The organism is Variovorax boronicumulans (genome assembly GCF_029892485.1).
Taxonomy (GTDB): Bacteria; Pseudomonadota; Gammaproteobacteria; order Burkholderiales; family Burkholderiaceae_C; genus Variovorax; species Variovorax boronicumulans_B.
On the sequence record NZ_JARXVG010000010.1, the window covers coordinates 231162 to 245969 of the forward strand.

A 14808-nucleotide genomic window follows, 5' to 3' on the forward strand; every position below is an offset into this window, starting at 1 on the left:
CCTTGTCCTTCGACAAGCTCAGGACGAACGGGAGGGGCGATTCAAGACGAACGGCGGGGAGGCCTCAGCGTTCCGCAATCCGCGGCGAGCGGCGCAGCGGCGGGTTCGCCAACGCGGCCGCTGCCGAGCGCTCGACGACCGGCTCGTTCGGGCAGGCCGCATTGCTCGAAATGCACAGCTGCGAGAGCAGGCCGTCCTCGGTGATCACGGAACGGTTGGGCGGGCCGAACATGCGGTCGATCCAGCTGTTGGTGGCGTCGGGTTCGATGCGCAGTTCTCCGGTGGTGCGCGCAAGGCGCAACTCGGAGATGCGCAGATCGAACACACCGTCGACGTAGTCGAACAGCAGCGTGTAGTAGTCCAGCTGCGCATCGAGCACCTTCGGCAGGGTCTCGCGGCCGAACTCCATGAGGCGGCGGCGGCCGCGGAAGGCCTGGCCCGAGGTGCTGACGGCTTCCATGAGCTGCTTCTCGCGCTCGCGTCCCGACACGGTGCGCGCCCATGACGCCGAGGTGAGCTCGAACAGGTTGTTCTTCACGCCTTCGAGCTTGGCTTCCTGGTTGGCGACTTCGGCGAGTGCGCCCTTCAGGCGCAGCTGCCGGTCGAAGCCGTTGCCGAAGTTCCAGTTGAGTTCGAAGGCCGCGCGCGTGGGGTCCTGGGGCGACACGCCGCGCGGGTCCTTGCTCTTGACGACCACGGCATCGACCGTCGGGTACAGGCTCGCGTCCTGCTGGTCGACAAGGGCGCGGGCACGGTCGATGCGGCCTTGCGCTTCGGCGATCTCGGTGCTGCGCGCCTCGGCGCGGCGCAGTGCCTCGTCCTGCGAAGCGATGCGCCACTGCTGCGGCGCCGCGAGCACGGGCAGCGACTCGGTGTTGGGCGAGAACTTGAAGTAGTTGCGGAACTTCGCGAGCGCCTCGTCGCGCTGGGCCTCGAAGTCGGATTCGCGCGCGGCCACCAGGGCGCGGCGCGAGGCGGCCATGTTCAGGTCGTTGTCGCCGGAGACGCCAAGCGCGACACGGCGGGCTTCGGCCTTCGAGAGTTCGGCCACCACTTCGGTGGCCTTGTGCGCGATCTGCTTCTTCAGGTCGAAGCGCTGCACCTGCAGGTAGGCGGTGAGCGCGTCCAGCACCACCTTCTGCGAGGTGGTGATGACGGCTTCGTCGTCGGCCTTGTTGCCGGCCTCGGCGGCGCGCTGCGCGGCGTTCATGGCGCCGCCGTCGATCAGGCTCACGCGCGCTTCGGCGGTGAGCACGGTGTAGCTCTGGGTCTTGGCGTTGTCCGCGCCGCTGTTGTAGTTGCCCGACGAGGTGCCGAGCTTGAAGCGCGGGTAGCGCGCCTGCTTGGCGGCCTCGACGCTGTAGCTGCTGGTGTTGGCGGCCGCCTGGGCCGTCTGCACCTCGGGGTATTCCTGCGAGAGCGCGACCAGCGCCTGCTTCACGCGCTGGGCGTAGCTCGCGGCGCCGATGGAGGGCGTAGAGAGGCGGCGCGCGAGCGAGAGCGTGGGGGGCGGTGCATCCGCCTCCTGCGCCAGGGCGGTGGGCGGGAGCGCGAAGCTGGCACACAGTGCTGCGCACAGCACCCCGGTGCCCGTGCGGCGCCGGCCTGTAGCGGTGCGGTACTTCATGGCTCGCGGAAGGCTTCGCGCCGCAACTTGAGCACTGGGCGGAGGATGTACCAGATGAACGGATCGGTCCCCACGCGCAGATCGACTTCGGCCTCCATGCCGGCGGTGACGCGGTTCTCCTCGCGTCCCACATGCGACTGCGACATGCTGATCAGCATGCGGTAGTAAGGCGCCCCCTGCGAGATGGCCGCGTCGCGGTCGGCGTCGGCCGCCACCAGCGTGACCTTGCCTTCGACGGCGCCGTAGCGCAGGTAGTCGTAGGCGGTGATCTTCACGCGGGCCGACTGGCCCATTTCCACGAAGCCGCGGTCGTTGGGATTGAGCCGGGCCTCGACCATGATCTCGTCCTTGTCGGGCACCACTTCGAGAATCGACTCGCCGGGCTTCACCACCCAGCCCGGGCTGGAGTTGCGCAGGCCCTTGACGATGCCGTCCGAGGGCGCCTTCACCACGGTGCGCGAACGCTGGGTGCGGGCGCGCGCAAGGTCTTCGCTCAGGCTGGCGAACTGGCGCTCGACGGTGGCCAGCTCGTCCGATGCGCGGCGGCGGTAGCGACCTTCGGCCTCGGCCATCTTGGCCTGTGATTCGGTGATGGCGGCGTTGGCCGAAATCACGCCCTGGCGCGCCACGGCGAGTTCGCTGCGCACGCCCTCGGCCTGGCGGCGCTTCTCGAGCACCTCGACCTGGCCGACCAGTTTCTCGCTGAGCAGCTGCTCGGAGATCTCGAGCTCCTTCTGCATCAGCACCAGCCGGTCGCTCAGGCCCTTGACCTTGGCCTGCTGCTCCAGCTGCTTGCTGCGCGCCTGCTCCAGGCCCGAGACCGCGCCGGCCATCACGCCGCGCTGCTCGAGCGAACGCGCCTGGTAGGCACCGAGCTCGCCTTCGAACACGCTCTCGTCGATGTCGGTGGCGAAGGACTGGCGGCTGAGCGGCTGGCCGCGGCTCTCGGCCATGAGGCGCACGCGGGTGGCCTGCGTGGCCGCGTAGCGCGCGTTGAGTTCCTCGAAGTTCAGGCCGCTGCCGCCCAGGTCGATCTCGACCAGCGACTGGCCCTGCCTGACCTTCTCGCCTTCCTTCACCAGCACGGCGCTGACGATGCCGCCTTCCAGATGCTGGATGGACTTGACGCGGTCCGAAGGGATCACGCGGCCCGGCGCGACGACCACGGTTTCCATCGGGAAGCCCAGCCCGACCAGGGCCAGCACGCCGACGAGGCCGCCGATGATCCACTGGCGCCGCCGCCCCTGCGGCGAGGTCCGCGCCGCGCGTTTCTGGTCTTCGTCCTGGAGTATCTGCGGCAGGTCTGATTTCAAGTTCACGGTCCCCAATCACTCGTCATGAGTCAAGCAGGCAGCATCACGCCATGGAGCGGGAAGCCGCGGCCCCCGCGCTGTCTTCGTCGCCCACGGCCACCAGCGGCTTCTTCACGCCGAAGAGCTTGGGCACCATGACCGCGGCGGTGCCGACTTCGACATCGCCCTGGCCCGTCACGTGGTAGACCGCCGTGGCCGCCGAGACGATGCGCAGCGAGTGCGTGACCACCACCACGGTGCGCACCTTGGCCACCGCCAGCAGCGTGGCGAGCAGGTTGCGCTCGCTCTGGAAGTCGAGGTCGTTGCTGGGCTCGTCGAGCACCAGCACCGAGGGCTTGCGCAAAAAGCTCATGGCCAGCGCGAGCTTGCGGCGTTCGCCCACCGAGACGCCGGTGCCGCCCTCGCCCACCATGGTGCGGTAGCCGTCGGGCGTGCGGGAGATGAAGTCGTGCGCGCCCGAGAGCTTGCAGGCCGAGACGATCTGCTCGTCGCTCTGGCCCGGTGCCGCGCGGCGCATGGTGTCGATCAGCGTGCCGCCGAACCAGTAGACCTCCTGCGAGAGGTAGCTGATCCAGCGGGAGAGTTCTTCGCGGCCGAACTGCGACAGGTCGTACTCGCCGATGCTGATGATGCCGCGCGTGGGCGCGTAGAGGCCCGAGATGAGCTTGACCATCGTCGACTTGCCCGCGCCGTTGCGTCCGACGATCACATGCAGCCCGCCCGGGCCTATGTCCAGGTCGACGCCTTCCAGCACCGGCTGCTGCGCGGTCTCGGTGAAGCTGAAGCTCACGTCCTTGAGCGTGATGCGGCCCAGCGGCTGGGGCAGCGTCATGCCCGTGGGGGGCTTCTCGACCGGCTCGCGCAGCACGGTCTCCAGGCGCTTGGCGGCTTCCTTCGCGGTGGCCAGCGAACGCCAGTTCGACACCAGCCCGGCCACCGGCTGCAGCGCCTTGAGCGCGAGCATGTTGGAGGCCACGAGTCCGCCCACCGTCATCCACTGTTCCATCACCGAGATGGCGCCCACCGTCACCACGACCACCGAGAACACGGTGAGCAGCACCGTGGTGCCGTCGCGCGCGGTTTCGATCTGGCCGTTCTTGCTGAAGCTTTCGCTGAGCCAGGCGTTGTACGTCTGGCGCCACATGTCGCTGATGGGGCCGTCATTGGCCTGCGTCTTGAGGGTTTCGCGCGCGTTGCAGATCTCGGAGGTCATGCGATCGAGGCCGCGGCCGCGCTGCACTTCCTCGACGCGGCCGGCGCGCACCTCGTCGGCCCACCACCAGGCCAGGAACGACATGATCGCGAGGAACGCGGCCACCACCGGCAGCACCGGCAACGCGACGATGCCGATCACCACGAGCGCGAAGACGGCCATCGGCAGGTCGAAGATCGATTGCGCGAGGCCGCCCGTGACGGTGCCGCGCACCGAGCCCACGTCGCGGAAGTACTGCTGCCACACCGAGGCCGGCCGCGCTTCGAGCGCGCGCAGCGGGCGCGCCAGCATCGATTGCAGCAACGCACCCGAGACACCGTGGTCGATGATCGCGCCAGCGTTGCGCAGCATGCGCGAGCGCCGCGTGCGCAGCCAGAACTCGATGCACAGGAAAAAGAGGATGCCGCTGACCAGCGCGGCGAGCGTCGAGGTGCCGCTGCGCGACAGCACGCGGTCATACACCTGCAGCAGGAAGATGGAAGGCAGCAGCCCGAACAGGCTGATGGGCAGCGAGCGCCAGGCCGCGCTCTTCACCAGCGGATAGGCCGCGCGAAACGCCGCGTTGAGTGCGCCCGCGTAAGGACTCGCACCCGGCTCGTCCGGCGTTTCGGCAACCAGCTGGCTGGGCAAGAGAAACTTGATCATGAGAGAAGGCCGATCCGTCGTGCAATGACGCCTGCACCATTATCAACTGTTACCCAGCTGTAACAAGGCAAAAATTCACTCCCCATGCGCCTCAGCAACGGGGTGCACGCCCCTTCATCGGATCGACCTGTTTCTCATGCTTCGCATCGCGCGTGGCGATGAACGCGGCGGTCGTGCAATCGACCTGCCGGTCCACCGTCGCTTCCCCCCTGACCGCGGGCAAACCCTCGGCCAGCACCAGCGCGATGTTCGCGCACAACAGCATGCACAGCACCCACGCGAACAACAGCTGTACCCAGCCCATCCACCAGCGTCGCGGCGCCTCCACGTCGCGTTCGTAGGGCATGTGAATCAATGTGTTCCATCTCATGGCAATGCTTTCAAAACCCGGGCGAGCCGGGAGAGGCCGACACCTGCGGAACTCTTGGCCAGCACCCAGTCGCCCGGTTGCAGCAGACCGCCCAAGGCGGTCGACAGGTCCGACACATCCACGAACCAATGTGAACGGACCTTGGTACGGATGCGCGCGTGCAGCGCCCGCATGAGCGGACCGCACAACAGCACCCGGTCAGGCTGCGACGCCAGCAACTCTTCCTCCAGATCGAGGTGATGGCGTTGCGCCGCGGGGCCCAGCTCCTGCATGTCGCCAAGGATGGCGACACGTCGCGCAGGTTCGCAGGGAGCTTGTGACAGCAATTCAAGCGCCGCCCGCATCGAGCTCGGGTTGGCGTCATAGGTTTCATCGATCAGCTTGAAGCTTCCGCCGCCGATGTGAATGGTGTGCAGCGCACCGCGTCCGCCCGGCGGCTCGAAGTGCGCGAAGGGCTCGACGGCCGCGGCCAGCGGCAGGCGCAGCGCCTGCAGCGCACCGAGCGCGGCGACGGCGCTCGCGCCCATGTGGCGGCCCGGTGCATTGAGCCGCAATTGAAAGGGCTCGCCCGCCACCTGCGCCTGCACCTCGCCGTGGTCGAAGGCCAGCAGGCGCACGTCGGCGTCCTCGTGCTCGCCGTAGGTCACGATCTGCAGCTGGTGCGCCATCGCGGCTTCGACAAAGATCGGGAACTCGGGCATGTCGCGGTTGAGCACCACGTTGTCGCCGGCGGCCATGCCCTGGAAGATCCGGCTGTCCATGCGCGCGGCGGCTTCGGAGGGGCCGCGGTGTTTCTGCGATGCGGCCGAGAGCCCGGTCACCACCACCAGCGAAGGCCGCACCAGCTGCGACGAGGCCGGCATGTGCGAGGTGCCCATCTCCAGCACCCAGTAGGCCGCATGCCGCGGCATGCAGGTGAGGTTCCATGCGATGCCGGAAGGCAGGCTGATGTTGCCTTCGGGCTGGCCGACCTCGCCCCACACCGTGAGTGCCCCGGCCATCATGGCAGCCACGGTGCTGCTGCCGGTGCCGTGGCCCAGCACGCCGCAGACGCGGCCGGTGAACTCGGTGCGCGCATGCTCGCCCAGCTGCAGCACGGCCTGCAGCACGTTCGGCACCTTGAGCACCGGCACGCGCTTGTCCAGGTGCGGCTTGGGGTCGGTGCACAGCACGGCCGCGGCGGGTTGCAGCACGCCCTTGAGCGTGACGGCGGCCAGCGGCGTCTTCGACGGCCGCGTCTGGTTCTCGAACACCACGCGGCCCTTGCGCATGAAGGAGCGCTGCGTCACGCCGCTGGCGCGCCAGCCGTCTTCGGGGCGCACCACCCATTCGCCGCTGGTCACGCGCGCCATCTCGCTCGCGGTCCAGGCGGCGCCGTCGTCCCTGGGGCTGCCGAGTGCGCTGCTCGCGCCCAGCGGCACGCGGCGCTCGAGCAGGAAGCGGTGGTACGACGCGAAGCCCGAGACGTACTGCTCGACATCGTCGATGCGCACGCGGAACGCATGGTGGCGGATGAAGAAGGAGCCGACGACGGTGGACGGCCGGCGGAAGTACATCGCCACCTCCGGCCAGAAGAAGCCGTTGAGCAGGTAGTGGGCGCGGTAGTCGAGTGCGCGGTAGAACTTCTCGGTGTCCAGCTCGTCGAGCAGGTGCCGCATCGCGGGCATGCCCTCCAGGCGCTGGAGCATCTGCTGCGCGGCCAGCATGAGGCCGAGCAGCGTCGGGAAAGTGGTCTTGCGGTCGAGCACGAAGTCGAGGTAACCCGCGACGTTCTGCAGCCCGAAGCGGAAGTACTTCTCCTGCGGGCTCCAGTGCGTGAGTTCGTTGACGCAGCAGCTCAACCAGTGGTCGTGCGCCTGCCAGTGCTGGCTCGCGATGAAGTGATCGAAGGCCTTCTCCACCGTGGCCAGCCAGCGCGCATCGCGCGTGAGGCCATAGAGGCGCATGAGCCCGTAGGCCGCCTCGCCGTCGTAGTAGATGACGCGCGAAGCCTGCTTCAGCGCCAGGTCGGTGGCGTGCAGCACGTGGTTGAAACGGCCGGTGGCCGGGTCCTGCAGCGACACGATGCCCAACGCCAGCTTTTCCAGCAGCGGCAGCCAGCGGCGCGTGTCCATGAGCTCGCAGTACTTCACCAGCGCGAGCACGCAGGCGGCGTTGCCGCCGAGCTTGATCTCGCCGCCGGTGTCCACGAGGAAGGCCACCTCGCGGCCGTCGGCGAGCTGGTAGTCGCGGATCAGCCATTTGGTGAGATGGTCGAGCGACCGGTCGATGGCCGAGCGCAGGGTTTCGTCGCGCGTGATCTCCCATGCTTCGAGCATGGCGTGGATCGCGCTCGCATGGCGCATCGCGTCGTAGGTCGGAATGCGGCGGTCGAAGCACGGGAAGTAGCCGTACACGAAGAGCCCGTCGCTCTGCACCTGGCGCGCGAGGTAGGCCGAGCCGCTGCGCACCAGGTCCAGCGCCGACTGCGGGTTCAGCGCCGGCAGCTGGCGCCGCCCCGCATCGAGCCCCGTGCCGATGAGCTTGTGCACCACGCCGTCGGGCTGGCAGAACACGCCCACGGTCGCGAGCAGGTAGACCGGGTGGTCCGTCGGCATGTCCAGCGCGAGCGTGCGCCGGAACCGCGCCTGGCCGTAGGCCTCGAAGTTGCGCGGGTTCATCACCGCATGCGCAATGGTCGAGTCGCCGGCGAGCATCGCGTTGGCGTTGAGCTCCTGCTCGGTGAAGGCGATCTCGAAGTCCTTGTCGAAGGCCAGGCCCAGGCGGAAGTAGTTGCGCTTGACGGCGGTCAGCTGGGTCTTGAACTGCGCCCAGTCCATCGGGCTCGCGCCCTCGACCCAGTCGATGCGCAGCCACGGCGAGACCACGCCGTGGTCGCGCACCCAGTCCTCGACGAGGTCGGCGCCTTCGCGCCATGCGGTCTCGAACTCGGCCGCGCGCGCATGCACGACATGCGCACGCTGCGACCCGTCGCTCACCGAGAAGAACAGCGTGAACGCGGGGTATGGCGCCGGCAACGCCGCGCACACCGAAGCGAGGCGTTCGTGGCAGGCATGGAGCTGGTCTGAAAAGGACATCATTCGGCCCCGATCGAGTGCGGGAGACCGGTCGCGTCCGTCATCTGCTCTCGCTTGGACGGAATCGCTGACCGGAGACTGTTGCCTTCGACGTCATCGCTTGAGCTCCGGCTTCAGCGGTAGCTGAACTCGGCGCGGCGATTGAGCTGGTAGCCCTCCTCGGTGGTTTCGGCAGACGCGGGCTTTTCGGTGCCCCAGCTGATGGCCTCGACGCGTTCGGCCGGCACGCCCAGTTGCGTGAGCGCCCGTTGCACCGACTCCGACCGGCGCTGCCCCAGCGCGAGGTTGTATTCGCGGCCGCCGCGCGAGTCGGTGTGGCCTTCGATGACCACGCGGCTCGACGGACGGTTCTTCAGGAAGCTCGCATGCGCTTCCACGATCCGCTGGTCCTGCGTGCGGATGTTGTATTTGTCGAAGTCGAAGTAGACGATCTTCGGCACGCCAGCCGGCCCGTTCTGCACCACGGCCGGGGGTGGGGGTTCCACCTTGGCGACCGCGGCCGTGGCCTTGTTCGAGTAGTAGTAGTTCGCGTCGTCGCGTCCCGTCTTCGGGGCCACGCAGGCGGCAAGGCTTGCCGCCAGCGCAACGATGGTCAATGTCTGATAGCTGCTCTTCATACCAATCCTTTCGCGGGGCAGGCCGGTGGTGGCCTGCCCCAGTGCTGTCGCTCTTCCTCTCCTCCTCCAGCCCTTGTTCTTGATCAGCCCAGCAGGCCGTGCAGGACGTTCGTCACAGGCGTCAGCGTGTGGTCCACCAGACTGGTGATCGGGGTCACGACCTCGGTCACCAGCGGGGTGACTGCGTGGTCGACGGTGTTCACCACCGTGTCGACCACCGGAGCCACCGTGCCCGTTGCGCCGGCCAGGATGTCGGTCACCGGTGCGAGTGCGCCGGAAGCGGTACCCGTCACGGTCGAGGCGATCGGCGCGACGGTGTCCGTCAGGCCGCTTGCCACGCCGGAGATCGGCTCCAGAATGTTGGCGACCGGACCGTCGCTGCCCAGCACGCCGCCGAGCAGGCCACCCACCAGGCCGTCCTGGCCCAGCAGGCTGCCGACCAAGCCGTCGTTGCCAAGCAGGTTGCCCACGAGGCCGTCTTCGCCCAACAGACCACCAACCAGGCCGTCGTTGCCGAGGACGCCGCCGAGCAGGCCGCCGTCGCCACCGAGGACGCCGCCCAGGACACCGCCGTCACCCAGCACGCCGCCGTCACCGCCGAGGACACCGCCCAGGACACCGCCGTCACCCAGCACGCCGCCGAGCAGGCCACCGTCACCGCCGAGGACGCCGCCCAGGAGGCCGTCGTCACCCAGCACGCCGCCGAGCAAGCCGCCGTCGCCACCGAGGACACCGCCCAGGAGGCCGTCGTCACCGAGGATGCCGCCGAGCAAACCACCGTCACCGCCAAGGACACCGCCCAGGAGGCCGTCGTCACCCAGCACGCCGCCGAGCAAACCGCCGTCGCCGCCGAGGACACCGCCCAGAAGGCCATCGTCACCCAGCACGCCGCCGAGCAAACCACCGTCACCGCCGAGGACACCGCCCAGGAGGCCGTCGTCACCCAGGATGCCGCCGAGCAGGCCACCGTCGCCGCCGAGGACGCCGCCCAAGAGGCCGCCGTCACCGCCGAGCAAGCCGCCCAGCAGGCCGTCATCACCCAGCACGCCGCCGAGCAAGCCACCGTCGCCACCGAGGACGCCGCCCAGAAGACCGCCGTCACCGCCGAGCAAGCCGCCCAGCAGGCCGTCGTCACCCAGCACGCCGCCGAGCAAACCACCGTCGCCGCCGAGGACGCCGCCCAGCAGGCCGTCATCACCCAGCACGCCGCCGAGCAGGTTCGCCACGCCGTCGGTGAGGAAGTCCACTTGCGTGTCGACCGCGTTCAGCAGCGCTCCCGTCGTGCCGGCACCGAGCAACTGGTCGGCCAGCGGGCTGATGAGGCCGCTCACACCGTCCGTCACCTGATCCACCACGCCGTCGACCGGGTCGAGGACGTTGGGGTTGTTCGGCGTGAAGACCGAGCCGAAGACCGGGGCCAGCAGGCCGTCGACCACGTCGGTGACGTTGTCCGTGAGGCCGACCACCGGGGTCAGCAGGTCGCCCAGGCCCAGGTCGCCGAGCACACCGTTGTTCAGACCGCTGACGATGCCGCCCACGATGCCGTCGGTCGGATCGAGCAGGGCCGGGCCGCCAGGCGTGCCCGGGTTGCCGCCGATGCCGCCCAGGACGCCGCCGAGCAGACCGCCCAGCAGGCCGTCGTCACCCAGCAGGCCACCGACGATGCCGTCTTCGCCGAGCAGGCCGCCAGCCAGGCCATCGGGGCCGAGCAGGCCGCCGACGATGCCGTCGCCACCGAGCAGGCCGCCGGCCAGACCGTCGTCGCCCAGGAGGCCACCGACCAGGCCGTCGTCGCCGAGCAGGCCGCCCACGAGGCCGTCGCCGCCGAGCAGACCGCCGACCAGGCCGTCGTCACCCAGCACGCCACCCAGCAAGCCGTCTTCGCCGAGCAGGCCGCCGACGATGCCTTCGTCACCCAGCAGACCGCCGAGGACACCGTCGTCGCCGAGCACGCCGCCAAGCAGGCCGTCGTTGCCGAGCAGGCCGCCCAGGAGGCCGTCTTCACCGAGCAGGCCACCCACCAGACCGTCGTCGCCGAGCAGACCGCCCAGCAGGCCGTCGTCACCCAGGACGCCGCCGAGCAGGCCGCCGTCGCCACCAAGCACGCCACCCAGCAGGCCGCCTTCACCCAGCAGACCGCCCAGGAGGCCGTCTTCACCGAGCAGGCCGCCCAACAGGCCGTCGGTGCCGAGCAGGCCACCGGCCAGACCGTCTTCACCCAGCAGGTTGCTGAGCGCGCCGTCGTCGCCGAGCAGGCCGCCGAGCAGGCCGTCGTCGCCCAGCAGGCCGCCCAGGCCGCTGCCGTCGCCGAGCAGGCTGCCCAGCAGGCCGTCCGCACCGAGCACACCGCCGAGGACGCCACCGAGCGCGCCGTCGTCGCCGAGCAGGCCGCCGAGGAGGCCGTCATCGCCCAGCACGTTGCCGAGCAGGCCGCCCAGGGCGCTGTCGTCGCCGATCAGGCCACCGAGGAGGCCGTCGTCGCCCAGCAGGCCGCCGACCAGGCCATCTTCACCGAGCAGGCCGCCGATGAGGCCGCTGTCGCCCAGCAGACCATCGAGCAGGCCGCCGACCACACCGTCTTCACCCAGCAGGCCGTCGAGGCCGAGGCCGCCGGTCAGGCCGCCCAGCGGGCCGTCACCGCCGAGCAGGTTGTGCAGGCCGTCTGTCACGTAGTCGACCTGGCCCAGGAGCTGGTCGAAGATCGCGTCGGTCACACCGGCGCCTAGGAGGCCGTCCACGACCGGGGTCAGCGTTCCGCCGAGCGGGTCGGTGATGCTGCCCACGAGGTTGTCGACCGGATCGAACTCGTTGGGGTCGTTCGGCGTGAATTCGGAACCGAGCAGCGGGGCCAGCACGCTGTCGACGACGTCGGTCACGCCATCGACCAGCGGAGCCACCGGGGCCAGGGCGCCGCCCAGGCCGAGGGTGTCGTCGATGGCGTCGACCACGTCGTGGACGATGCCGTCGGTCGGGTCGAGCAGGTGGTCTGCGTCTGCATCTGCGTCGGCATCAGCGTCTGCGTCGGCATCAGCGTCTGCGTCGGCATCAGCGTCTGCGTCTGCGTCGGCATCAGCGTCTGCGTCTGCGTCGGCATCTGCGTCAGCATCTGCGTCAGCGTCGGCATCGGCATCGGCATCGGCATCGGCGTCTGCATCAGCATCAGCATCGGCATCGGCATCGGCATCGGCATCGGCATCGGCATCGGCATCGGCATCGGCATCGGCATCGGCATCGGCATCGGCGTCTGCATCGGCATCGGCATCGGCATCTGCATCTGCATCAGCATCAGCATCAGCATCAGCATCAGCATCAGCGTCTGCATCGGCGTCTGCATCGGCATCACCGTCCGCATCTGCATCGGCATCTGCATCAGAGTCAGCATCCGCATCGGAGTCCGTCGGGTTCGTGGGAACCGTCGGCGTGGTCGGGTTGCCCGTGCCCACCAGCAGCGGGAATCCGCTGTCGCTGCCGCCGCCACCGCCGCTCAATGCAGCACCCAGTGCCGCGGCGCCCAGTGCACCCAGCGCGAATTCGCCCAGGCCGATGCCGCTGCCGCCCGCGAGCTTCTTGGTCACGGCCAGTGCGGCTGCGTCTGCATCGCTGTCGGGCGGGGTGACCTGCAGGTCACCCGAGGCCACATCCACATTCACTTGTTCGAGGCCGCCGGGCAGCTTGGTCGAGCCGATGGTCGCATCGGTGCCGCCGGTGAAGACGCCGGCCAGCGGCGCCTTGTTGGAAGCCGAGCCGGGGAACAGGACGTTGGCATGTCCGTCCTGCGGAACGATCACGCGGTCGCCTGCGATCAGGGTCTGGTTGCCGTCCACCGGGATGCGGACACCGTCGCGCATCACGGCAGTGCCGGGCGTAGCATTGGACAATGTGCCGATGCTGGCCGGCCCGGACGGGGCGACGGAAGCAGCCGAACTCGCCATGGCAGGACTGCCTAGCGGAGTGACGGTGGCTTGGGCGAGAACCACAGGAGCTGCGCTGGTTGCGGCAAGTCCTTCGGTCGAATTGGTCGATGCTTGTTGAGCGTTCATGGCAGCCTCTGTGACAAAAGATGCATGTACAGGGGCAACTTGCGTGCCGCTTTTTGCAAGACGTGCCAACGAGGCCTTGCCATCGCTTCAAGTCATTGATTTCTATGAAGAAAATTTTGAAAAACGCCGTCGCGGCCGCACATCGAAACAGCGCGCAACGAGGTCAATTCGCGATTCGTTACGTAACGATGTAACGCCCCGTACCCGGAACGCCGCGCGTGTTCCGGGTGTTGCGAAAGCCGGTTCGCGATGGCCTTTTCCAACCACCGTCTCCACACGCCTCCCACACACTTTTCTTCTTTCTCTATCTATATATGTTCAATCCCTCCCAGGAAGACGTGCGCCGCTTTTTCTGCGACGTGTATGCCAAGCACCGTCAGGGCCTGCCGATGGAAGCGCTCGAGACCATCGCCGCCGGCTGGATCGACGAGCACCCCGAGTACCACGAGGACCTGGCCGATGCCGATGCCGCGGTGGCGCGCGTGTACGACGGATCGAGCGGCCGCGAGAACCCGTTCCTTCATTTGTCGATGCATCTGTCGATCAGCGAGCAATGCTCCATCGACCAGCCGCGCGGCATTCGCCAGGCCGTCGAGCTGCTGGCGGCGCGCCGCGGCTCGCTGCTGCATGCGCATCACGAGGCGATGGATTGCCTCGGGCAGATGATGTGGGAGAGCCAGCGCGCGGGGCGCGCGCCGGACGGCGAAGGCTACGTGGCGTGCGTGCAGCGACGCGCCACGAAATAGGCTCGCCCCCAGGCTTCGCGCACTTCGTGTCGCTTCTCCTACCCCCTACCGGGGGCAACACCTGTGGCCCGGCAAAGCCGGTTCCGCGGTGTTTCACGAAGGGGCCTGGGCCTTTCTTTGAGATCGCGCGGGCAAGCCGCCCTGCTGCTTCGCGCCTTCGCGCAGCAACGCGGCCATCGCAACGCGCAGCGACGAAGCCTCGGCATCGCTGCGAAGCAGCAGGCCGACAGGCTCTTCGGTTCCGGTGGTGTCGATGCGCAGGCGCACGAGCCTGCCTTCCGCGAGTTCGCCGCGCGCCGCACCCAGCGGCGTGATCCAGACCGCATCCGACACCGCCACGAGCGCGCGCGCCACGCCCACGTCGAGCGTCTGCAGCGCATGGCTCGGCAACACCAAGCCGCGCGCCGACAGGAAGCTCTCGGTGTTGTGGCGCGGGATCGTGCCCTCGCCGTACACCACCAGCGGATAGTCGAGCACCGCCTGCACCGGCGCCGGCTTGAGCGCGAGCGGATGGCCGGCGCGCACGGCGAACACCAGCGGCTCGGTGTACAGCAGCTCGAAGCTCAGGCCGCCCATCAGGCGCGGATCGCTCATGCGGCCGACCACCAGATCGAGCTCGCCGGCGCGCAGCTCGTCGAGCAGCACCGCGTTGGCGGCGCTCTTCACCGCGATCTGTGCGGCGGGCCAGTGGTCCCGCAGCCGCGCCAGTGCCGGCGGCAGCAGCGCCGGTGCCACGCTGGGCAGCGCGCCGATGCGCAGGCGCTCGATGCGGCCGCCGGCCGTCGGCGCCACCGCCTCGGCGCTGGCGTCAAGCGCCTCGAGCACGCGCAGTGCGTGCGCGAGCAGCTGCTCGCCAACCGGGGTGAGCCCCTGCACGCCACGGCGGCCGGCCTGGCTGCGGTCGACCAGGCGCGTGCCGACGATGGTTTCGAGCTCCGACAGCGTCTTCGACACCGCCGGCTGGCTCAGCGCCAGCCGCGAGGCCGCGCGCGCCAGGTGGCGCTCCTGCGCCACGGCGACGAAGGTGCGCAGATGCCGCAACTGGACGTTGCGCACGAAATCCTGGCGAAGGTCGGCGGGCTTGTTCAATGACTGCTGGTTATGGAAACTGGATCAATCTTCAATTTACATCATCGAACGGTGCTTCTAAAGTGGCGGCT

At 68.8% G+C, this 14808-nt stretch carries 9 protein-coding genes; 1 reads left to right on the forward strand and 8 read right to left on the reverse strand.

Annotated features, from left to right (window positions below; all coding sequences use genetic code 11):
• Positions 1–64 precede the first annotated feature (64 nt).
• The 7 genes from M2282_RS22720 to M2282_RS22750 all read right to left on the reverse strand — a co-directional run bounded on the left by M2282_RS22720 (position 65) and on the right by M2282_RS22750 (position 12710).
• Entirely contained in the window at positions 65–1627 is a 1563-nt protein-coding gene (locus M2282_RS22720) for a TolC family protein (RefSeq protein WP_280811032.1), read from the reverse strand.
• Positions 1624–2946, reverse strand: a complete 1323-nt coding sequence (locus tag M2282_RS22725) for an HlyD family type I secretion periplasmic adaptor subunit (protein WP_280811033.1) — start codon at positions 2944–2946, stop codon at positions 1624–1626. Before M2282_RS22725 ends, M2282_RS22720 begins: the two co-directional genes overlap by 4 nt.
• 37 nt (positions 2947–2983) lie before the next feature.
• Positions 2984–4798, reverse strand: coding sequence for a peptidase domain-containing ABC transporter (locus tag M2282_RS22730; protein WP_280811034.1), 1815 nt, complete (start codon positions 4796–4798; stop codon positions 2984–2986).
• A gap of 91 nt (positions 4799–4889) precedes the next feature.
• Positions 4890–5144, reverse strand: coding sequence for a hypothetical protein (locus M2282_RS22735; RefSeq protein ID WP_280811035.1), 255 nt, complete (start codon positions 5142–5144; stop codon positions 4890–4892).
• 20 nt (positions 5145–5164) lie between these two features.
• Positions 5165–8248 carry a UDP-N-acetylmuramoyl-tripeptide--D-alanyl-D-alanine ligase gene (locus tag M2282_RS22740; RefSeq protein WP_432422929.1) on the reverse strand — a complete coding sequence of 1028 codons (3084 nt, stop codon included), beginning with the start codon at positions 8246–8248 and terminating at the stop codon, positions 5165–5167.
• Positions 8249–8358: 110 nt separating this feature from the next.
• Positions 8359–8862: a peptidoglycan-associated lipoprotein Pal gene (gene pal, locus M2282_RS22745; protein ID WP_280811037.1), complete on the reverse strand. Its 504-nt coding sequence runs from the start codon at positions 8860–8862 to the stop codon at positions 8359–8361.
• An 83-nt stretch (positions 8863–8945) separates the two neighbouring features.
• Positions 8946–12710 carry a hypothetical protein gene (locus M2282_RS22750; RefSeq protein ID WP_432422932.1) on the reverse strand — a complete coding sequence of 1255 codons (3765 nt, stop codon included), beginning with the start codon at positions 12708–12710 and terminating at the stop codon, positions 8946–8948.
• Positions 12711–13216: 506 nt separating this feature from the next.
• On the opposite strand from M2282_RS22750, the gene M2282_RS22755 reads away from it, so the two are divergent.
• Positions 13217–13648, forward strand: a complete 432-nt coding sequence (locus tag M2282_RS22755; RefSeq protein ID WP_280811039.1) for a DUF1841 family protein — start codon at positions 13217–13219, stop codon at positions 13646–13648.
• A gap of 93 nt (positions 13649–13741) precedes the next feature.
• On the opposite strand, the gene M2282_RS22760 is transcribed toward M2282_RS22755, so the two are convergent.
• Positions 13742–14737: a LysR substrate-binding domain-containing protein gene (locus M2282_RS22760; RefSeq protein ID WP_280811040.1), complete on the reverse strand. Its 996-nt coding sequence runs from the start codon at positions 14735–14737 to the stop codon at positions 13742–13744.
• Positions 14738–14808 lie beyond the last annotated feature (71 nt).

Excerpts from the sequence above, each read along its gene's own strand:
- M2282_RS22740 (WP_432422929.1), bottom strand. The coding sequence starts at position 8,248 with ATGATGTCCTTTTCAGACCAGCTCCATGCCTGCCACGAACGCCTCGCT.
- M2282_RS22735 (WP_280811035.1), bottom strand. The coding sequence starts at position 5,144 with ATGCCCTACGAACGCGACGTGGAGGCGCCGCGACGCTGGTGGATGGGC.
- M2282_RS22755 (WP_280811039.1), top strand. The coding sequence starts at position 13,217 with ATGTTCAATCCCTCCCAGGAAGACGTGCGCCGCTTTTTCTGCGACGTG.
- pal (WP_280811037.1), bottom strand. The coding sequence starts at position 8,862 with ATGAAGAGCAGCTATCAGACATTGACCATCGTTGCGCTGGCGGCAAGC.
- M2282_RS22730 (WP_280811034.1), bottom strand. The coding sequence starts at position 4,798 with ATGATCAAGTTTCTCTTGCCCAGCCAGCTGGTTGCCGAAACGCCGGAC.
- M2282_RS22720 (WP_280811032.1), bottom strand. The coding sequence starts at position 1,627 with ATGAAGTACCGCACCGCTACAGGCCGGCGCCGCACGGGCACCGGGGTG.
- M2282_RS22750 (WP_432422932.1), bottom strand. The coding sequence starts at position 12,710 with ATGCGCGACGGTGTCCGCATCCCGGTGGACGGCAACCAGACCCTGATC.